This is a genomic window from Methylobacterium nigriterrae (assembly GCF_037106235.1).
GTDB lineage: Bacteria > Pseudomonadota > Alphaproteobacteria > Rhizobiales > Beijerinckiaceae > Methylobacterium > Methylobacterium nigriterrae.
In genome coordinates this window covers 1-18,091 of sequence record NZ_JBAWTG010000025.1, presented here as the reverse complement: position 1 = coordinate 18,091, position 18,091 = coordinate 1, and the positions used below count along the sequence as shown (strand labels likewise).

The 18,091-nt window shown below is 71.8% G+C and carries 22 protein-coding genes; 4 read left to right on the top strand and 18 right to left on the bottom strand.

Annotation, left to right across the window (positions count from 1 at the left end; all coding sequences use genetic code 11):
- Positions 1–93 precede the first annotated feature (93 nt).
- Together WDW90_RS14950 and WDW90_RS14945 are read left to right on the top strand one after the other, a co-directional pair.
- The gene (locus tag WDW90_RS14950; RefSeq protein ID WP_336488190.1) at positions 94–831 is read left to right on the top strand and encodes a pyrimidine 5'-nucleotidase; all 738 of its coding nucleotides are present in this window, start codon (positions 94–96) and stop codon (positions 829–831) included.
- Entirely contained in the window at positions 828–1,241 is a 414-nt protein-coding gene (locus tag WDW90_RS14945; RefSeq protein ID WP_336488189.1) for a metallopeptidase family protein, read from the top strand. The genes WDW90_RS14950 and WDW90_RS14945 overlap by 4 nt, the downstream gene beginning before the upstream one ends.
- Positions 1,242–1,277: 36 nt before the next feature.
- On the opposite strand, the gene WDW90_RS14940 is transcribed toward WDW90_RS14945, so the two are convergent.
- The 5 genes from WDW90_RS14940 to WDW90_RS14920 form a co-directional block, all read right to left on the bottom strand.
- A complete protein-coding gene (locus tag WDW90_RS14940) occupies positions 1,278–2,516 on the bottom strand; it encodes a peptide ABC transporter permease (protein ID WP_336488188.1) in 1,239 nt (412 codons plus the stop codon).
- Between the two features lie 166 nt (positions 2,517–2,682).
- Entirely contained in the window at positions 2,683–3,207 is a 525-nt protein-coding gene (locus tag WDW90_RS14935; protein ID WP_336488187.1) for a DUF2937 family protein, read from the bottom strand.
- A gap of 65 nt (positions 3,208–3,272) precedes the next feature.
- Positions 3,273–3,536 (bottom strand): hypothetical protein, encoded by a 264-nt coding sequence (locus WDW90_RS14930; RefSeq protein ID WP_336488186.1) that lies wholly within the window; start codon positions 3,534–3,536, stop codon positions 3,273–3,275.
- 6 nt (positions 3,537–3,542) lie between these two features.
- Positions 3,543–4,562: a WD40 repeat domain-containing protein gene (locus WDW90_RS14925; RefSeq protein WP_336488185.1), complete on the bottom strand. Its 1,020-nt coding sequence runs from the start codon at positions 4,560–4,562 to the stop codon at positions 3,543–3,545.
- Positions 4,563–4,633: 71 nt separating this feature from the next.
- Complete coding sequence (locus WDW90_RS14920; RefSeq protein WP_336488184.1) at positions 4,634–5,302, bottom strand: YoaK family protein; 669 nt, start codon at positions 5,300–5,302, stop codon at positions 4,634–4,636.
- Positions 5,303–5,509: 207 nt separating this feature from the next.
- Here WDW90_RS14920 and WDW90_RS14915 point away from each other — a divergent pair, with 207 nt between their 5' ends.
- Together WDW90_RS14915 and WDW90_RS14910 are read left to right on the top strand one after the other, a co-directional pair.
- Entirely contained in the window at positions 5,510–5,938 is a 429-nt protein-coding gene (locus WDW90_RS14915) for a response regulator (RefSeq protein ID WP_336488183.1), read from the top strand.
- 40 nt (positions 5,939–5,978) lie between these two features.
- The gene (locus tag WDW90_RS14910; RefSeq protein ID WP_336488182.1) at positions 5,979–6,341 is read left to right on the top strand and encodes a photosystem reaction center subunit H; all 363 of its coding nucleotides are present in this window, start codon (positions 5,979–5,981) and stop codon (positions 6,339–6,341) included.
- 80 nt (positions 6,342–6,421) lie between these two features.
- On the opposite strand, the gene WDW90_RS14905 is transcribed toward WDW90_RS14910, so the two are convergent.
- From WDW90_RS14905 to obgE, 13 genes are all read right to left on the bottom strand, one after another.
- Positions 6,422–7,042, bottom strand: coding sequence for a DUF2939 domain-containing protein (locus WDW90_RS14905; RefSeq protein WP_336488181.1), 621 nt, complete (start codon positions 7,040–7,042; stop codon positions 6,422–6,424).
- A gap of 30 nt (positions 7,043–7,072) precedes the next feature.
- Positions 7,073–7,630, bottom strand: a complete 558-nt coding sequence (locus WDW90_RS14900) for an RNA pyrophosphohydrolase (RefSeq protein ID WP_336488180.1) — start codon at positions 7,628–7,630, stop codon at positions 7,073–7,075.
- A gap of 69 nt (positions 7,631–7,699) precedes the next feature.
- Entirely contained in the window at positions 7,700–8,956 is a 1,257-nt protein-coding gene (locus tag WDW90_RS14895) for a divergent polysaccharide deacetylase family protein (protein WP_336488179.1), read from the bottom strand.
- A 162-nt stretch (positions 8,957–9,118) separates the two neighbouring features.
- Positions 9,119–10,441, bottom strand: coding sequence for a S41 family peptidase (locus WDW90_RS14890; RefSeq protein ID WP_336488178.1), 1,323 nt, complete (start codon positions 10,439–10,441; stop codon positions 9,119–9,121).
- Entirely contained in the window at positions 10,441–11,790 is a 1,350-nt protein-coding gene (locus WDW90_RS14885) for a murein hydrolase activator EnvC family protein (RefSeq protein ID WP_336488177.1), read from the bottom strand. Before WDW90_RS14885 ends, WDW90_RS14890 begins: the two co-directional genes overlap by 1 nt.
- A gap of 29 nt (positions 11,791–11,819) precedes the next feature.
- Complete coding sequence (gene rlmH / locus WDW90_RS14880) at positions 11,820–12,329, bottom strand: 23S rRNA (pseudouridine(1915)-N(3))-methyltransferase RlmH (RefSeq protein ID WP_336488176.1); 510 nt, start codon at positions 12,327–12,329, stop codon at positions 11,820–11,822.
- Between the two features lie 10 nt (positions 12,330–12,339).
- Complete coding sequence (rsfS, locus tag WDW90_RS14875; protein WP_336488238.1) at positions 12,340–12,726, bottom strand: ribosome silencing factor; 387 nt, start codon at positions 12,724–12,726, stop codon at positions 12,340–12,342.
- Between the two features lie 120 nt (positions 12,727–12,846).
- A complete protein-coding gene (locus tag WDW90_RS14870) occupies positions 12,847–13,440 on the bottom strand; it encodes a nicotinate-nucleotide adenylyltransferase (RefSeq protein WP_336488175.1) in 594 nt (197 codons plus the stop codon).
- A gap of 27 nt (positions 13,441–13,467) precedes the next feature.
- Positions 13,468–14,766: a glutamate-5-semialdehyde dehydrogenase gene (locus WDW90_RS14865; protein WP_336488174.1), complete on the bottom strand. Its 1,299-nt coding sequence runs from the start codon at positions 14,764–14,766 to the stop codon at positions 13,468–13,470.
- A gap of 102 nt (positions 14,767–14,868) precedes the next feature.
- Positions 14,869–15,990 (bottom strand): glutamate 5-kinase, encoded by a 1,122-nt coding sequence (proB, locus tag WDW90_RS14860; protein ID WP_336488173.1) that lies wholly within the window; start codon positions 15,988–15,990, stop codon positions 14,869–14,871.
- Positions 15,991–15,997: 7 nt separating this feature from the next.
- The gene (locus WDW90_RS14855) at positions 15,998–16,309 is read right to left on the bottom strand and encodes a type II toxin-antitoxin system VapC family toxin (protein ID WP_336488237.1); all 312 of its coding nucleotides are present in this window, start codon (positions 16,307–16,309) and stop codon (positions 15,998–16,000) included.
- A 119-nt stretch (positions 16,310–16,428) separates the two neighbouring features.
- Positions 16,429–16,611, bottom strand: a complete 183-nt coding sequence (locus WDW90_RS14850; RefSeq protein ID WP_336488172.1) for a hypothetical protein — start codon at positions 16,609–16,611, stop codon at positions 16,429–16,431.
- Between the two features lie 130 nt (positions 16,612–16,741).
- Positions 16,742–17,779 carry a GTPase ObgE gene (obgE, locus tag WDW90_RS14845; RefSeq protein WP_336488171.1) on the bottom strand — a complete coding sequence of 346 codons (1,038 nt, stop codon included), beginning with the start codon at positions 17,777–17,779 and terminating at the stop codon, positions 16,742–16,744.
- Positions 17,780–18,091: the final 312 nt, after the last annotated feature.

The following is an 18,091-nucleotide window of genomic DNA, read 5'->3' as shown; positions in this document are numbered from 1 at the left end:
CTCGCCGCGGCGGTTTCCTTTCGCCGCCGGGGCATCCATCTTACACTGCCTTGGCCGCGCAAGCCCGCGCGGCCGCCACGAAACGCGAGAGCCTTGTTCCTTTCCGGCGAGAGCCACTTCACCACCCCCGAATCCCGCGGATTCCGTGAGGTCGATACCTGGGTCTTCGACCTCGACAACACGCTCTATCCGAGCGACGCGCGGGTCTGGCCGCAGGTGGACGAGCGCATCACGCTCTACGTCATGCGGCTCTACGGGCTCGACGGCCTCTCGGCCCGCGCGCTGCAGAAGCACTTCTACCATCGCTACGGCACCACCCTGAAGGCGCTGATGGTGGAAGCCGGCGTCGACCCGCACGACTTCCTCGACTTCGCGCACGATATCGACCACTCGGCGATCAAGCTCGACACCGCGCTCGGCGACGCGATCGAGCGCCTGCCCGGGCGCAAGCTGATCCTGACCAACGGCTCGCGCCGCCACGCCGAGCGCGTCGCGGCCAAGCTCGGCATCCTCGACCATTTCGAGGACGTGTTCGACATCGCCGCCGCCGACTTCGTGCCGAAGCCCGAGCGCTCGACCTACGAGCGCTTCCTCGAGCGCCACGGGGTCGATCCGCACCGCTCGGCACTGTTCGAGGACATCGCGCGCAACCTCGCGGTGCCGCACGACCTCGGCATGGCGACGGTCCTGGTGGTGCCCCGCATCCTCGACCCGTTCCGCGAGAGCTTCGAGCAGGAGGCGGTGCGCGAGCCGCATATCGACCACATCACCAACGACCTCGCGGCCTTTCTGCAGGATTGCGTGCTGCCGGTCTCGGGCGAGGCGCCATGAGGGCGAGGTGGCTCGCCGACGCCAAGGCCCCGGGCCTCAATGAGATCGAGGCGCTGGCGCTCGACGCCTTCGCCCGGCTGCCGGCCGAATTCCGGGCCCTCTGCGCGGGCGTCCGGATCGTCGTCGAGGATTTTCCCGATTCCGAGACCTTGGCCGAGATGCGGTGCGAGAGCGAGTTCGACCTGCTCGGGCTGTTCCGCGGCATCGGCCTCGCGCAGTCCGGCGAGGTCGTGACCGGCCAGATGCCGAACGCCGTCTGGCTCTACCGGCGACCGCTTCTCGACTACTGGGCCGAGTACGACGAGACCCTCGGCCATCTCGTCACCCATGTCCTCGTCCACGAGATCGGCCACCATTTCGGCCTGTCGGACGCCGACATGGAGGCGCTCGAGGCGGCGGCGGATGCCTAGCGCGTCGTCGACGATTCCCGGGTCACGGAGGACCCTTCAGGCATCCTTCTCGTCCCGCACGCGCCGGAGCAGGCTCACCTTCGGGCGGCGGGAGCGGAACTGGCCGCGCTCGATCGAGACGAAGACCAGGATCGTGATCGCCAGCGTCGTGAGCCACCACATCACGGTCAGGCCGACGCCCACGCACGCGATGGTGAAGGCGGTGGCGAAGGCCGCCATCGCGCCGGGCACGAGCGCGGGAACGTCGCGGCCGCTGCGGCGGATCGAGGCGTAGAGCGCGAAGGCGGCAGCGAAGGCGCCGACGATGCCGAGCTCGTACCAGAACTCGAACAGCATCGTGGTCGGGGCATTGGTGGGCAGGAGCCCGACGAAGCGGCCGCGCAGGGCCGTCTCGAAGCCGTGCCCGGTCACGAGCCGCACGGGCTCGGTCGTGACGACCTTCTGCCACGCCTTGAGCGAGAGCACGCCCGGCGAGACCGGACCGAGCACGGCGGCTCCGATCGGCCGCGCCACGAAGGGCAGGAGCGGCGCCAGCGCGAGGAGGGCTGCCGACAGACAGGCCGTCGCCGCGACGCCGAGGCCCGGGCGCAGGCTCGTCAGCGCGAAGGCGAGCGCCCCGATGGCGAGCGCCACGATCTGCGTGGAGTTCGGCGAGACCACGAGGGCGGCCGCCACGACGAGGCCGGTGGCGAGGGCCTCGCGGTCGCGGTGGCGCGAGCGCAGCCACGCGACGGCCGGCCACGCGAGCAGCGCCAGCAGAGTCAGGCCGCGGTCCAGCGCGTTGTCCTCCTCGGTCCCGCCCCGCATGAGGGTGTCGCCGAACAGCCCGATCATGATGGCGACGATCGCGGCCGCGGTCACCCCGAGCGGCAGCAGGTAGAGATTCGCCGAGCGCATCCGGTCGGGCAGGGCGAGGTAGCCCGCGAGCGTCAGCAGGATCGTGGCCACGAGGTTGAGCAGGCGCTCGGTGGCCGGGCCCGGAAACGGCGTCCAGATCAGCGAGAGCGCCGACCACAGGATCACCAGCATGCCGGCCAGGAAGGCCGGCGCCGTGAGGAGCCGCGCGGCGGCGGGCCGCAAGGGACGCTGGCGGTTGTCGATCGCGCTTGCCAGGATCAGCAGGATGACGGCGATCGGCGCGAGCACCACGGTGGCGCGGCGCGCCACCTGCGCCACCACCGGCACGATCACGAACAGCCCGAAGAACCCGACGCGGCGCAGGAGCGCCGCCGCATCGAGCGCCGGATCGACGGTGGGGTTGGACGCGCGCGCCATGATGCGACTGAACAAACCGTGTGCGCGCGGGGGCCCTCGTCCGCGCGCGTGCCCGTCTCTCGTAGATCAGCTGCACCGGGTCTGCTGTAGACCCCGGGCCACACATGATGTCACAACCGCCCGCGCCTGTGCAGGGCACCCCTGCACGGAAGCCGGGCAGCGCGCCTCAGGCAACCGTCGGCGCGGCGCGCGGGCGCCGGCGGGCCACGCGGCGGCCGAGATCGGAGAGCACCCGCCAACCGCCCCAGCTCGCCAGGAAGCCGAGGAGCCCGGCCACGAGGCCATCCGCAGTCGTCGGCACGGCCGGCTTGTAGTCCTGATAGGTGGCGCGGGCGAGCGACAGGTCGGGGTCGCGGACCAGCGCGACGAGGCGCCCGAGCGGGCTCGTCGCCTCGGCGAGCGACCGCTGCTGCGCGTCGAGCCGGGCGAGGCGCTCGATATCGTACTGGGCGGCCTCGCCGCGGCGGGCAACGAGGGCGTCGGCGTTGTTGCGAAGGCGGTCGACCGCCCCGTCGCGGCTGTTGCCCGTCGCGCGCGCGTCGTCCTCGAAGCTCCGGACCTGGCGGCGCAACTCGTCCACCGTCCCGCCGAGGCGCTGGGCGTATTGCTGCGCGAATTCGGGGCCCTGCGCGGCGACCACGCCGCCGAGAAGGCCGAGCGCGAGGCCGAAGGTGCGGACGACTCGGAACAAGGGCCTCACCTCCGCGACGACGTCCTGGCAGAAGAGCACGAGCCCCGGCAAGGTTCCAGACACGCTCAAGTTGCGCGGAACGCCGCCGCCACGTCCTCCCGCGTCACCGCGTCGAGGGGTTTGACCACCTTGCAGGCCCGGCTCGGGCGCCCGGGCTCCATCACCAGGATGACCGTCTCGTAGCCCGGGCAGGCCGGATCGGGGCAGAGCAGCTCGCTCGCCTTGACGATCGTGCCCTCCGCGAGCGCCCCCGCCTCCCGGGCCCAGGCCTCGACCCGGGCACGCGACACCGCCTCGGGCTTCGGGCGGCCCGCCCGGAAGAAGCGCATGGTGCGTCAGCCCGGCAGCGTGAGAAGGCCCGCCGCACCCTCGGCGCAGCCGAAGGCGAGGCGCCCACCGCGCGCGTCCCAGGCGAGCGCCGTGACCGCTCCGCCCTTGGCGGCCGGCCGAACCAGCAGCTCGGAGGCGTCGGTGAAGCGCACCAGCAGGATGCAGCCGTCCTCGTAGCCGATGGCGAGAACCGGAGCCTTCGGGTGGAAGGCCACCCGCGAGACCCGCGCGGGCCGCACGCCGCACTCGCGCGGCGCCTTGCCGGTGGGCCCCTCCTTCGAGTCGAAGGGCCAGACGATCGCGGCCTCGGCGCCGCTCGTGGCGAGCCAGTGGCCGTCGGCCGACCACGAGACCGAACGGACCTTGGCCGGGTAGCCGGACATGCGCATGTGGCCGCGGTCCGGCTGGAGGCGCCATCCGTGCAGCGCGTTCTCCTGCATGGTGGTGATGACGAAGCGCCCGTCCGGCGACCAGGTCACGTCGATGTGCGAGCCCTTCCACTCGACGATCTCGGGCGGCGTCTCGTGGTTCGGGTACCAGAGGCTCACGCCGTTGTAATGCGCCATCGCGAGCCGGTAGCCTTTCGGTGCGAAGGCGAGGCCGCGGGCGCTCGAGGGCGCGGTCAGCGTCCGCTCACGTCCCTTCGCATCGCGCGCGACGACGTTGCGGCCGAATGAGTAGGCGAGCCCGCCGTCGGCGTGCAGCGCCAGAGCGTCGATCCAGGCCCCGCCCTTCGCCGTCGCGAGCTCGCTCGCGCGGCCGTCGGCCCGGATCTCGACCACGCGGCCGTCGTCGCCGCCCGTGACGAGGCGGACGGCATCGCCGGCCGCGACCAGGATCCCGCCCTCCGGATGGGCCGCGACATCCTCCTCCGCGCCGTCGCGCAGGAGCCGCACGCGCCCGTCGCCAAGCGCCAGCGCCAGCGCGTCCATCAGCCAATGGGCGGCGGTGACGTGGGCACCCGCCTCGATCGGCGCGACGTGGCTCGTGAGGGACGGGGCGCTGGATGTCGGGGATGAACTCATGGATGGACTCTCGAATGAACGCGTCTCGGCTCGCGGCGATCAGGCTCTCGATACCGGAGCCGGGCCTGAGCTCAAGGGGCGTTCGCCGCCGCGGGCGGCCGCCGGACGATCACCAGGGCGGAGACGACGGCGAGAAAGCCCGTGACCGCGGCCGGAACCACGAGGGCGAGCAGGCCGATCCGTCCGTACACGATCGCGCCGGCCGCCGCCCCGGCGAGGAGGGCGAGCCAGACCGCGCCGTCACCGACCCAGGCGTAGGCCGGTCCCCGCCGCGACAGGGCGAGCGCGACCTTCTGGCCGAAGCTGAACAGGGCCCCGGTCACGAAGGTCGTCCCGGCCCGAAATCCCTGTACCTGCACGAGCACCGCGTTCTGCGCGCCCATCGCCAGCGCCATGAACAGCGAGGCGAGGCCGAGATCGGGAGTCGCGACGCCGATCGACAGGGCGCCGATCACCACGAGCGCCTCGAAGGCGAGCACCACCGGCGTCGCCCAGCGCGGCGCCGTGACCACCGAGAGGCCGCCCCCCAGCATCGCGCCGAGGAAGAACATGAAGATCAGGAGAGCCGGCAGGATCGCGTGGCGGAACTCCTGATGGCCGAGCGCCACCGAGAGCTGCGTGGTGTTGCCGCTCATGAACGAGGTGTAGAGGCCGCCGAGCCGGATGAAGCCCAGCGCATCCACGTAGCCGGCCAGCGCCGTGAGGATCAGACCGTAAGTCAATTGCAGGGATCTGTTCATGAATCTGTATGGCCAAGTACGGGCGATAACGTTTCGTTAACGATTTCGGGAGCTCCGTGGGGGCACGGGCAGGCAGGGTTAAGGCTTCGCTCACCAAACCTGAGCAATTCGATGGAGACACGGCGAACGCCGGCGCGAGCGGACCCGTTGGTCCGCCGATCCGGTATCGCGGCCGTTGCCGCGCGCCGGGTGAGTTGGAGTTGCGTCATGATCACTGCCGCCTACGCCGCCCTCGCCGTTCCCGCCTTCCTCGACGGCGTTGCCGAGACCGTCCTCGTGGTCGAGGACGAGGCCATCGTCTGCGAGCTTGCCGCCGAAGCCCTGCTCGACGAGGGCTACCGCGTCCTGACCGCGGCCGACGCGGTCGAGGCCGAGGCGATCCTGGCGCGCGAGAGCGTCGATCTCCTCTTCACCGACATCGATCTCGCCCGCAACACGGACGGGCTCGCCCTCGCCCGCCGCGCCCGCAGCCAGTGCCCGGACCTGCCGGTGGTGTACACGTCGGGCGGCCGCGGGAGCCTTTCCCAGGCCGAGACCGTTGCCAAGTCAATCTTCGTCCCGAAGCCCTACCGGCCGAGCCAGCTCGTGGAACTCACGAACGGTCTCCTGCGCCGCTCCAACCCCCATCACGCCTGAGGGGCCGCGTTCCGGCAGGCCTTAGGCCGGAGCCCAGACCATGCGCCTCGCAATCTCCATCCCCGCGCTCGCCCTGATTATCCTCGCAGGCGCCGCCGAGGCGGCCTGCGACGTGAAGGGCGCCAAGCTCGAAGAGGCCATCGCGCAGAAGAGCGAGCTGCGCGAGACCGCCAACAAGCAGACCGTGCGCGACCTGCGCACGCTCCGCGACGCCGCGATCATCCTCGATGCCTACCGGTACGGGGCCGAATGCGAGCGCCTGATCGAGATCGTGAAGGCGCTCGCGGCCAACCCCGACAAGGCGATCGAGCAGGGCGGCGACACCGACGAGGAGAAGGCCGAGAACCTGGAAGAGGCTCGCGAGCCGAAGCTGCCGGCGGCCTCGGCCCCCAAGCCGCAATAGGGCGGGCGGGAGCCGGCCCTCCGGGAGCAAGGCTCGCCCGACCGCTTGCCCGCACCCTCGCCCGACCCCTGCCACGGCAGCTAACGCCGCTCGCCGGCCCGCGCCTTGGCGAGGGTGCGGGCGAGCTTCTGGGCCATCTCGGCGCGCAGCTCCTCCGTCACCTCGATGTCGACGAGGCGCCAGACCCAGCCGCGCATGCGCAGGCGGATCCGGAGCTGACGGCTGCGCGGCGCCTCGGGCGGCACCGCGATGACGACCGTCCGGAAGCCTCGCATCTCCGAATGCAGGTAGTAGGGCACGAGGCGCGACAGGCTGCCGATGTGGAGGCCCGTGGCCGGGGTCGCCGAAGCGGGCCTCGGCACGTCGAGAGTCTCGGGCCAACCGTCGTCGAGGAGATCGACCACGGTCTTCGCGGTCACCATCGTCTCGGCCAGCGCCAGCGCCAGCGCGGTCGCCGCGTCGTTGAGCGTCTGCCGTTCGCGCGGCTCGAGGTTCGGATCGCCCGAGATCGCGTCGCGGGCCGCCGCCGTGGTCTGGCGCACCAGGGAGAGCCGCAGGGTCCGGAAGTTCACGTGCCGGTCGACGTAATCGACGTCCCGCGCCTCGACGGCGCGGGCGAGGTCGTAGAGCGCCCAGAACGGCGTCAGCGTGAAGGCGAACCAGCCGAGGGCGAGCAGGATCGGGATCGACCACCAGCGCATGGCCCGGGCCTCAGGCGGTCCGGGGCGTGATCACGCCCCCGCGTGCCACGCCGCGAGTCCCGAGAAGGCCGCGACGACGCCCTCGTAGACCGGTCGCTTGAACGGGATGATCAGGTCGGGCAGCCCCGCGAAGGGCTCCCACCGCCAAGCCTCGAACTCGGATCTGTGCCGCCCGCCACCGGGACGCAGCACGTCGATCTCGTCGTCGGCCCCGAGGAAGCCGAAGGCGAACCATTTCTGCGTCTGGCCACGGTAGCGGCCCTTCCAGGCCTGCTTCATCACGTCGGGCGGCAGGTCGTAGGCGTGCCAGCCCGGCGCCTCCGCGAGGAAGCGGAGCGACCCCTCGGCGACGTTCGTCTCCTCGTAGAGCTCGCGGATCGCGGCGGCGCGCGGATCCTCGTCCTGATCGATGCCGCCCTGCGGCATCTGCCAGGAATAATCGCCCGCGACGTGCTCCGGGCCGCCTTCGCGGCGGCGGCGCCCGATGAATGCGAGGCCGGACCGGTTGATGAGCGCGATCCCGACGCAGGGGCGGTAGGGTAGTCCGGGCTCGGCCCGGTCGCCGCTAGGGGTCTCGTCGCTCGTCATCGCGCGCGACCATAGGCAGCTGCTCCCGAAGCGGCAACGGCGGAAGCGGGCCGCACCCCCAGATCGTGCCTATTCGGCCTTCGAGAGGCGCGTGCCGGTGCCCGAACCGCGCAGGGCCGCGCTCGCCGGCACGAGGCGGATGCCGCGCGCCTCGAGGTCGCGGGACCAGCGCGCGATGCGGTCGATGGTGAGCGGCAGGGCCGTGGCGGAGGCGAGCGCGAAGCCCTTGGCGCGCGCCTGCGCCTCGAGGCGCGCGAGCTCCCTGTCGATGGCGTCGGGGCGCGGCACCGCGTCGAGGACGATCTCGGCGCGGGCCGCCGGGAGCTTAGCCTTCGCCGCAAGCCCGGCGGGCAGGCCGCGCGCCGAGGTGCCGTCGTCGATGAAACCGAGGCCCCGCGCGGCGATCTCCCTCAGCACCGGCTCGACCGTGCCGGCATCGCTCATCAGCTTGGCGCCCATGAAGTTCACGAGCCCGACATAGCCGGGAAACCGGCTCATCACCCAGGCGAGGCGGTCGGCGTTCTCGGTCGGACGCAGGGACGTCAGCAGCGTCTGCGGGCCGGGATCGCTGTCGGGATAGTCGAAGGGCTCCATGGGTGCCTGCAGCAGCACCTCGTGACCGGCATCGCGGGCGCGCGCGGCGGCGCGCTCGACCTCGCCGCCGTAGGGCGCGAAGGCGAGGCTGATCGCGGGCGGCAGCTTGACGATGGCGCTCGCGGTCGCGGCCTGCCCGATGCCGAGGCCGGTGAGCAGGATCGCCACGCGCGGTCCCGTCGCGGCCTCGCCCTCCGGCCGGGCGTAGACGTCGAGCGCGCGCAGGCGCCCCTCCCCCATCCGGGGCAGGCTGCCGTGGCGGCCGCGCTCGGTCAGGCGCGGATCGGGGGCGGGAGCGAGCTTCACGGAGGGCGTGGGAACGCGAATCACCACCGCGTCGGTCGGCGCAGCGGTTCCGCTGGGCCGCACCACGATGACCCCGGAGGCGCTCTCGACCTCCTCGGCGGTGCGCTGGGCGGCCAACGGGGGCGCGATCTCCGCCTCCGGCACCTGGGCGGTCCCGGCCTCGGGCGGCCGAGGCTCGGCGGGGGCCGGCTCGCGCAGCTCGATGGCGACGCGCACGCGCGGCTCGCCGCCGCGGGGGTCGCCGGTGAGCCAGACAGATCCGGTCAGGAGGACCAGCGCACCGGCGGCGGCGACGGCGACGTGGCGCGCGCCGATGGCCGCGCGCAGCAGCGCGGCCCGCCTCGCGAGCCGCGCCTTGAAGCCGATTGCTGCCGGCTCCGCGACCCCGAGGGGCCGCGTCAGGATATCGTCGGAGGGCTCGCTCACCGCGTCCTCGGCCAGGGCCGGCCGGCGATCCGGCCGTCGACCGCATCGCGCGGCCCCCGCCTATTGCGGACGGTCATGGTTAATGTCGGCTTAAGACGCGAAAACCCCCGCCCGGCGGACCGGGCGGGGGCTTGTCGCGAGCGGTGCCGTCGACGCGGCGCGTCAGTTCGGCAGGCTGGGCTTCTGCGTGTTGGCCGCACCCTTCTGGATGCCGCGCAGGAAGTCGAAGGCCGCGGTCAGCTGCTTGTCCTTGGCCGGGTCCGGCGGGATGTAGGCGGACGAGCCGCCGCGCTCCTCGGTGTCCTTCTGCTTGAGGTGGCCCTTGAGGCCGGCCTCGCCCTTGGTCTCGTCCTTGCCCTTCAGCTCGTCCGGCACGTCCTGCATCACCTCGACGTCGGGCTCGATGCCCTTCGCCTGGATCGAGCGGCCGGACGGCGTGTAGTAGCGCGCCGTGGTCAGGCGCAGCGCGCCCGAGCCGCCGAGCGGGATGATCGACTGCACCGATCCCTTGCCGAAGGAGCGGGTGCCGAGGATCGTCGCGCGCTTGTGATCCTGCAGGGCGCCGGCCACGATCTCCGAGGCCGAGGCCGAGCCGCCGTTGACCAGGACCACGATCGGCTTGCCCTTGGTGAGGTCGCCGGACTTCGCCGAGAAGCGCTGCGTCTCGTCGGGGTTGCGGCCGCGGGTGGAGACGATCTCGCCGCGGTCGAGGAAGGCGTCCGACACCATCACCGCCTGGTCGAGCAGGCCGCCCGGGTTGTTGCGCAGGTCGATCACGTAGCCCTTGAGCTTGTCGTTGCCGATCTCGGCCGAGAGCTTGTCGATCGAGGAGCGCAGGCCGTCGAAGGTCTGCTCGTTGAACTGGGTCAGGCGGATGTAGCCGACGTCGCCGCCCTCGGTGCGGGAGCGCACGGGCTTGATCTTGATCACGTCGCGGGTGAGCGTGACCTCGATCGGGTCCTTCGCCTCCTTGCGCGTGATCTTGAGCTTCACCGGCGAGTTCACCGGCCCGCGCATCTTGTCGACGGCCTGGTTGAGGGTCAGGCCCTGGACCTGGTCGTCATCGATCTGCGTGATGACGTCGTTGGCGAGCAGGCCCGCCTTCGAGGCCGGGGTGTCGTCGATCGGGGTCACGACCTTGATGAGGCCGTCCTCCATCGTGACCTCGATCCCGAGGCCGCCGAACTCGCCGCGCGTCGTCGTCTGCATGTCGCGGAACGCCTTGGCGTCCATGTAGCTCGAATGCGGGTCGAGCGAGGTGAGCATGCCGTTGACGGCGGCCTCGATCAGCTTCGACTCGTCGGGCTTCTCGACGTAGTCGGTGCGCACCTTCTCGAACACGTCGCCGAACAGGCTGAGCTGGCGATAGGTCTCGGCGGAGGCGGCCACGGCGCTCGGGCCGGACAGGAACTGGGTCTGCGTCGCCAGCATCGACGTGCCCGCGCCGAGCAACGCGCCGAGCATCAGGAGGGACATCTTGCGCATTATCCGCGAACCTTCTCGCTGGGGCCCTTCGCCCACCAAGGCTCCGGGTCGATGGAGCCGCCATCTTTCTTGAACTCGACGTACAGGACAGGATCGCCGCGGTCACCGTCACTCGCCGGCGGATTCGGCCCGCCCTCGCCCATGCTGGCCACCGGCTCCCCAGCGAGCACGAACTGGCCAACCTCGACGTTGATCTGATCCATACCTGCCAACAAGAGATAGTAGCCATCGCCCGCATTGATGATCAAGAGACGGCCGAAGGAGCGGAACGGCCCGGCGAAGGAGACCCATCCGTCCGCGGGCGATGACACGACGGCCCTCGGGCGGGTGGAGAGCGAAATGCCGCGCGTCATCCCGCCATTGCCGTCCGGCACGTTGAAGCCGCGCAGAAGCCGCCCGCTCGCCGGCCTCGGCAGGTCGCCGCGCGCCTCGGCGAACTTCACCTTCGGGCTGAGCCGGGCCGGGTCGCGGAAGCCCGCGGCGGCGAAGCGCTCCTGCGTCAGCCGCGCCTCGCGCAGCTCCGCGTTCTTGGCCTCTTCGGCGGCGCGGCGAGCGGCGCCGACCTCGGACTCCATCCGGTCGACGAGGTCCTTCAGGCTCTTGGCCTGCACGCCGAGCTCGGCCGCGCGGGTGCGCTCGGCCGCGAGCCCGCTCTCGATCTCGGCCAGCCGCGCGCGGCGCGCCGTCAGCAGTGCGTTCAGCCGCTGCTGCTCCTTCGCCCAGCCGGCGAGGTCGTTCTGCAGCCCCTGCTTGTCGGCCGCGATCAGCCCGCGCAGCCGCATCAGCTCGGCGAGATCGCTGGCCAGCGTCTCCGCCTCGCCCCGCAGCTCCGGCACGACGGCGCCGAGCAGCATCGAGGTGCGGATGACCGCGAGCACGTCCTCGGGCTGCACCAGCACCGCGGGCGGCGGGCGCCGGCCCATGCGCTGCAGAGCGGCCAGGATCTCGGCGATCACGCCGCGGCGCGCTTCCAGCGATCGACGGATCGCCGCTTCGCTCGCGCCCATCGTCCTGAGGCGCTCCTCGAGCCGGCTCATCCGGTCCTCGGTGGCCTGGGACTGGCGCGCCGCGTCGAGGAGGGCGGCGTTGAGCTTCGCTCGATCGCTGCCGATGGCGGCGACCTCGGCTTCGAGCTGGGCGCGGGCGCTGCCGCTCGCACTGAGCGCCTCCTCGATCCGCTTCAGGTTCTCGGAGCGGCGGTCGCGTTCCTCGGTCGCGCGCCGGATCCTGTCCGGATCGGCTGCCCCAGCGGCGGGCTCGGCGCGCGCCGATGGCCCGGCCAAGCCGCCGACCAAGCCGCCGGCCAGCACGATCACGACACCGAGGGCCTCCCCGAATCTACGCCGCATGCGGTCCCCCCGCCGGCTCGCCCGTTGCCTCATGCCGGCTGCTGCCCGCCCGGGTCGCCGCGGTGATACGGGTGGCCGGCGAGGATCGTGAGCGAGCGATAGAGCTGTTCGAAGGCAAGCACGCGCACCAGCCCGTGGGGAAGTGTCGCAGCCCCGAACGAGAGCGTCAGGTCGGCGCGGTTGCGTACGGATTCGTCGAGCCCGTCGGCACCGCCGATCGCCACCACGAGGACCGGCCGCCCCGAATCGCGCCAGGCGCCGACCCGTTCGGCCAGCCGCTCGCTCGGGAGGTCGGAGCGCCCGCGCTCGTCATAGGCGAGCAGCACACCGTTGGTGGGAAGGTGGCTGAGGATGGCGCCCGCCTCCTCCGCGCAGCGGTCGGACGCGCGCCGGGCCCGGCTCTCCGGCATCTCGATCGCGTCGCAGGCGGCGAAGCCGAGGCCCCGGCCGAGCGCGGCGGCGCGCTCGCGGTATCGCGCGGCGAGGTCCCGCTCAGGGCCCTGCTTCAGGCGACCTATGGCGGCCACGAGAAGACGCAACGGCCGAGGGTCAGCCGGCGAGGCGCCCGACCGGACGGTCGGCGCCCCACATCTTCTCCAGATTGTAGAAGCCGCGGACTTCCGGCCGGAAGATGTGCACGAGCACGTCGCCGGCATCGATCAGGACCCAGTCGCAGGCCGGAAGACCCTCGACACGCGCGGTGCCGAAGCCCTTGTCCTTCATGTCCTGGATGATCTTGTCGGCGATGGCACCCACGTGGCGCTGCGAGCGGCCCGAGGTCACGATCATCGTGTCGGCAATCGATGTCTTGCCCACGAGGTCGATCTCGATGGTTTCCTCGGCCTTCATCTCGTCGAGGCAGCCGAGCGCGAGCGCTTTCAGATCTTCGGCCCTGGCGAGGGCGGCGTTCTCGGAACCGTTGGTTCCCGTTTGGATCGTCTCGGACAGCGTCCTGGTTCCTCGAATGACGACGGATGACGGGGTCTCGCCCGTACAGATCAGAGAGTGGATGGTTCCACGCCCGTTTTCAAGTTGCCAAGTCGCGTTAAGCCCGGCTCATCCGGCCGTCCGCAGGGCCGTCGAGGACATGGGTGATCGCGGGCCGTGCAGGAAGATCCAGGCGGGCGGCGTCATCGTGGCGAGCTGCAGCGCGTCGCGCTCCGGGACGCGGTAGCGCGCCAGCGCCCGGGCGGCCGGCGCGCCCGGCGCCGGCAGCGTGAAGCCCGGCCGGTCGACGATCGCGATCGGCATCAGACCGGCGATCTCCCGGAATCCGCGCCAGCGGTGGAAGCTCGCGAGGCTGTCGGCGCCCATGATCCAGACGAAGCGGACGCCCGGCCGCCGCGCCCGCAGGTAGCGCAGGGTCTCGCGCGTGAAGCGCGCACCGATCTCGGCCTCGAAGGCGGTGACGGCGATCCGCGGGTCGGCGGCGACCTCGCGCGCCAGGGCGGCGCGCGCGGCGAGCGGCGCGAGCAGGCCGCGATCCTTCAGCGGGTTGCCGGGCGTGACGAGCCACCAGATCCGGTCGAGCCCGAGGCGCCGCAGCGCCGTCAGGCTGACGTGCCGGTGGCCGAGATGGGCCGGGTTGAAGGAGCCGCCGTAAAGGCCGATCCGCTGGCCCGGCGCAGAGGGCGGCAGGCGGACGGGCACCGCCGGCTCAGGCCGATGCGCGTCCGATCACGGGCGGGTCTGGCCGTTGCCGTGGACCCGGTACTTGAAGGTCGTCAGCTGCTCGACGCCGACCGGGCCGCGGGCATGCATCCGGCCCGTCGCGATCCCGATCTCGGCGCCGAAGCCGAACTCGCCGCCATCGGCGAACTGGGTCGAGGCGTTGTGCGTGACGATCGCCGAATCGACCTCGGCGAGGAAGCGCGTCGCCTCGGCGGCGTCCTCCGTGATGATCGCGTCGGTGTGGTGGGATCCGTTCGCCTCGATATGCTGGATCGCGGCGTCGAGCCCGTCGACCACGCGGGCCGAGATGATGGCCTCGAGATACTCGGTGCGCCAATCCTGCTCGCTGGCGGGCGTGACGCGGGGATCGGCGGCGCGCACCGCCTCGTCGCCCCGCACGGCGCAGCCGGCGTCGAGGAGCGCCGCCACGAGGGCCTTCAGGTGCGTATCCGCGCAGGCTCGGTCGACGAGGAGCGTCTCGGCCGCCCCGCAGACGCCGACGCGGCGCAGCTTGCTGTTCAGGAGCACGGTGCGGGCCATGTCGAGGTCGGCGCCGGCCGCCACGTAGACGTGGCAGATGCCGTCGAGATGGGCGAAGACCGGCACCCGGGCCTCGGCCTGGACGCGCTCCACGAGGCCGCGGCCGCCGCGCGGCACGATCACGTCGATGCAGCCGTCGAGGCCGCTCAGCATGGCGCCGACCGCGGCGCGGTCGCGGGTCGGCACGATCTGGATGGCGTCGGCGGGAAGGCCCGCCTCGGCGAGCCCCTCCCCCATGGCGCGCGCGATGGCGAGCGCGGTCCGGTGGCTGTCGGAGCCCGCCCGCAGGATCGCGGCGTTGCCGGCCTTGAGGCAGAGCGCTCCGGCATCGGCGGTCACGTTCGGGCGGCTCTCGAAGATGACGCCGACGACGCCGAGCGGCACGGCGATGCGCTCGATCAGGAGCCCGTTCGGCCGCTCGAAGGCGGCGAGCTGGCGCCCGACGGGATCCGGCAGCGCGCCGATCTTCTCGACCGCGTCGGCGATCCCCGCGAGCCGCGCCTCGTCGAGGGTGAGGCGATCGATGAGCGCGGGCGTCTGCCCGGCGGCCTGCGCGGCGGCGACGTCGCGGGCATTCTCGCGCAGGATCGCCTCGCCGCTCGCCCGGATCCGCTCGGCGATGGCGCGCAGCGCGATGTCCTTTGTCTGTGCGGAGGCGAGCGCCATCTGGCGGGCGGCGGCGCGGGCGCGCCGGCCGATCTCCGCCATCTGGGCGCCCAGGTCATCGGCGTTCGCGAGGTCGGATTTCAGGTTCAGAACGGGCACGGCGGCGATCCTCGCGGCTCGTGAGATCCGTGGCCGCCTAAAAATGTGCCCCGTATTCGCACGGACGGACCGGGCGAAACAACCCGGGCCCGCGAATACCGGTCATTCCGCGAACATCGCCATGTCGTCCCGGTGCACCATCTCCGAGCGGCCCGGATGGGTCAGCAGGTCGGCGATATGGCTGCTGGGGCGCCCGATGATCAGGGCGGCCTCCGCGCTGTCGTAGGCGACGAGGCCGCGCCCGAGATGGCGCCCCGCCAGGTCGCGGATCAGGACGGCGTCGCCGCGGCCGAAGCTGCCCTCGATGGCGCGCACGCCCACCGGCAGCAGGCTCGCCCCGCCCTGCAGCGCGCGGGCGGCGCCGTCGTCGATGATCAGGCTGCCGCGCGGCTCCAGCGAGCCCGCGATCCAGGTCTTGCGCGCGGCGGTCGGCGTCGAGCCCGACAGGAACCACGTGCAGCGCCCGCCCTCCATGATCGCCCGCAGCGGATTCTTCTCGCGCCCGTCTGCGATGATCAGGTGGGTGCCACCGCCCGCGGCGATCTTTGCCGCCTCGACCTTGGTGCGCATGCCGCCCCGCGACAGGTCGGAAGCCGGCCCGCCCGCCATCGCCTCGATCTCGGGGGTGATGCGCTCGATGACGGGCAGGTGCCGCGCGTCCGGGTCCGACTTCGGCGGCGCGGTGTAGAGTCCATCGATGTCCGAGAACAGCACCAGCACGTCGGCGCCGATCATGGTGGCGACGCGGGCGGCGAGGCGGTCGTTGTCGCCGTAGCGGATCTCGCTCGTCGCCACCGTGTCGTTCTCGTTGACGACCGGCACCGCGCGGACTTCCAGGAGCTTGAGCGTCGTGGCGCGCGCGTTGAGGTAGCGGCGGCGTTCCTCGGTGTCCTGGGGCGTCACCAGGATCTGGCCCGCCACGATGCCGTGGTGACCCAGAGCCTCGGCCCAGTGGCGGGCGAGCGCGATCTGCCCGACGGAGGCCGCGGCCTGGCTCTCCTCGAGCCGCAGCGCCCCGGGGGGGAAGCCGAGCACGGTCCGCCCCAGCGCGATGCTGCCGGAGGAGACGACGAGCACGTCGACCCCGCGCGCGTGCAGGTCCGCGATGTCCTCGGCGAGCGCCGCGAGCCAGGCATGGCGCAGCCGCCCGCGGGCGCGGTCGACGAGGAGCGCCGAGCCGACCTTGATGACGATGCGGCGGAAATCTTCGAGGCTCGGGGTCATCGCGGGGTCAGGGACGTTGGCGGTGCGCTGGCTCCAGATCGGTGTGCACGAAGTCGTCGCCCTTGAACAGGAGCGGGACCGCATGGCTGCGCGCCACCGCGTAGGCGAGGCAATCGCCGAAATTGAGCCGGGCCGGATGGCCGCGACCCTTTCCGAAGCGCAGGAAGGCCCCGGAGGCAAGCTCGTACATCGCTGCATCGAACGGAACGACCATGACCAGGCCGGCCTGCAGGATCGTCCGGAGTTGCGCCTCGCCCAGGGTCCGCATCCGCCCTTCGAGAACCATTCGTGCCTCCAGGGCGGTTGGAGCGCCGCTAATCGTTCGGTGGGCCGCGATCAGGTTCGAGAAGGCATCCGGCTTCCGGCTCCCCGAGCGCGATTGCCACGATGGCCGAGGTATCTAGCGCGATCACGGCGTCCCGACCCGTTCCAGCCGACTTACTTTGGAAGACCGAACTCGTCGTAGAAATCGCTGTGATCGGACGTTGCGCCGGGCCGCCTGTCGGCCTCGCCGCACAGGGCGACGGCGCGGAGCGCCTCGTAAGTCGCCCTCTGCTCCGCCGCCGTTGTGTGTGGCCGGAGCACGGTCGCTTCGTAGGCGCGCAGAGCCCTGACGATCACGTCGTCGAGATCCGTCGCGAGCCGCTCGGCGATCTCACCGGCGAGCCGCTAGGCTTCCTCGCTCCGGATGATCAGCGGTTTCGTCGTCGTCCAGGCCCGTCGCGGATTCGCTCCGCGGCAGCCTACCACATCACGGTTGCCACGCCGCCACCGGCGTCGCCCGCTCGGCCTCGATGGCACGCGCCGCATCCATCTCGGCCATCACGGCGCGCAGGGCCTCCGGCACGCCCTGGCCGGATGCCGAGGACAGGACGAGGGGCGCGCGCTTAGCGGCCCGCTTCAGGCGCGCGACCTGCTCCTTCAGGGTATCGGGATCGAGCGCGTCGGCCTTCGAGAGGGCGACGATCTCAGGCTTCTCCGCCAGCGCGTGCCCGTAGGCTTCGATCTCGCCGCGCACGAGCTTGTAGGTCTTGCCGGCATGCTCGCTCGTGCCGTCGACGAGGTGCAGGAGCACGCGGCAGCGCTCGACATGGGCGAGGAACTTGTCGCCGAGCCCGACGCCCTCGTGCGCGCCCTCGATCAGGCCCGGTATGTCGGCGAGCACGAACTCGCGCCCGTCCGCCCGCACCACGCCGAGGCCGGGGTGCAGCGTGGTGAAGGGGTAATCGGCGATCTTGGGCTTGGCCGCGGTCACCGTGGCGAGGAAGGTCGACTTGCCGGCATTCGGCAGGCCGACGAGGCCGGCATCCGCGATGAGCTTGAGGCGCAGCCAGATCCACTGCTCGCTGCCTTCGAGGCCGGGATTGGCGTGCTTCGGGGCCCGGTTCGTCGAGGTGGTGAAATAGGCATTGCCGAAGCCGCCGTTGCCGCCCTTTGCCAGGCGCACGCGCTGGCCGACCTCGGTCATGTCCGCGATCAGGGTCTCGCCGTCCTCCGCGAGCACCTCGGTGCCGGCCGGGACCTTCAGCACCACGTCGGCGCCCTTGGCGCCGTGCCGGTTCGACCCCATGCCGTGCTCGCCCTTTCGGGCCTTGAAATGCTGCTGGTAGCGGTAGTCGATCAGGGTGTTGAGTCCCTCGACGCACTCCACCCAGACGTCGCCGCCGCGGCCGCCGTCGCCGCCGTTCGGGCCGCCGAACTCGATGAACTTCTCGCGGCGGAAGGATACGCAGCCCGCGCCCCCGTCGCCGGAGCGGACGTAGACCTTGGCTTCGTCGAGGAATTTCACGGGGTCAGGCTCATCGTCGGTGGGGGTGCCCGCAGGGAGAGCGGGCACCGGGGGTCAGCAAGGGTCGGGCCCGATCCTACGGGATCAGGCGTGCACCGCCAAAAGCTCCGGGCTCCACGAATCGTGGCGGCGCTCCCACATGCGCCGATCGAGGCGGTAGCGGTCGACCGGCAGATCGCTCCCGCGCGCCGGGAACGGCGCGAACTCGGAGCCTCTCTGATTGGGGGCAGTGAGGCAAGCTACTCCTGATCCTCATCGGTCCCGGATGTATCGCTCCCGCAGGTCACGCGCTTCTCTTCGCGGTCGGCGCTG

Coding starts and splice junctions, on each gene's coding strand:
- WDW90_RS14945 (WP_336488189.1), top strand. CDS start 828: ATGAGGGCGAGGTGGCTCGCCGACGCCAAGGCCCCGGGCCTCAATGAG.
- WDW90_RS14940 (WP_336488188.1), bottom strand. CDS start 2,516: ATGGCGCGCGCGTCCAACCCCACCGTCGATCCGGCGCTCGATGCGGCG.
- WDW90_RS14930 (WP_336488186.1), bottom strand. CDS start 3,536: ATGCGCTTCTTCCGGGCGGGCCGCCCGAAGCCCGAGGCGGTGTCGCGT.
- WDW90_RS14925 (WP_336488185.1), bottom strand. CDS start 4,562: ATGAGTTCATCCCCGACATCCAGCGCCCCGTCCCTCACGAGCCACGTC.
- WDW90_RS14920 (WP_336488184.1), bottom strand. CDS start 5,302: ATGAACAGATCCCTGCAATTGACTTACGGTCTGATCCTCACGGCGCTG.
- WDW90_RS14915 (WP_336488183.1), top strand. CDS start 5,510: ATGATCACTGCCGCCTACGCCGCCCTCGCCGTTCCCGCCTTCCTCGAC.
- WDW90_RS14910 (WP_336488182.1), top strand. CDS start 5,979: ATGCGCCTCGCAATCTCCATCCCCGCGCTCGCCCTGATTATCCTCGCA.
- WDW90_RS14905 (WP_336488181.1), bottom strand. CDS start 7,042: ATGCGCTGGTGGTCGATCCCGATCCTGCTCGCCCTCGGCTGGTTCGCC.
- WDW90_RS14900 (WP_336488180.1), bottom strand. CDS start 7,630: ATGACGAGCGACGAGACCCCTAGCGGCGACCGGGCCGAGCCCGGACTA.
- WDW90_RS14890 (WP_336488178.1), bottom strand. CDS start 10,441: ATGCGCAAGATGTCCCTCCTGATGCTCGGCGCGTTGCTCGGCGCGGGC.
- WDW90_RS14885 (WP_336488177.1), bottom strand. CDS start 11,790: ATGCGGCGTAGATTCGGGGAGGCCCTCGGTGTCGTGATCGTGCTGGCC.
- proB (WP_336488173.1), bottom strand. CDS start 15,990: ATGACCCCGAGCCTCGAAGATTTCCGCCGCATCGTCATCAAGGTCGGC.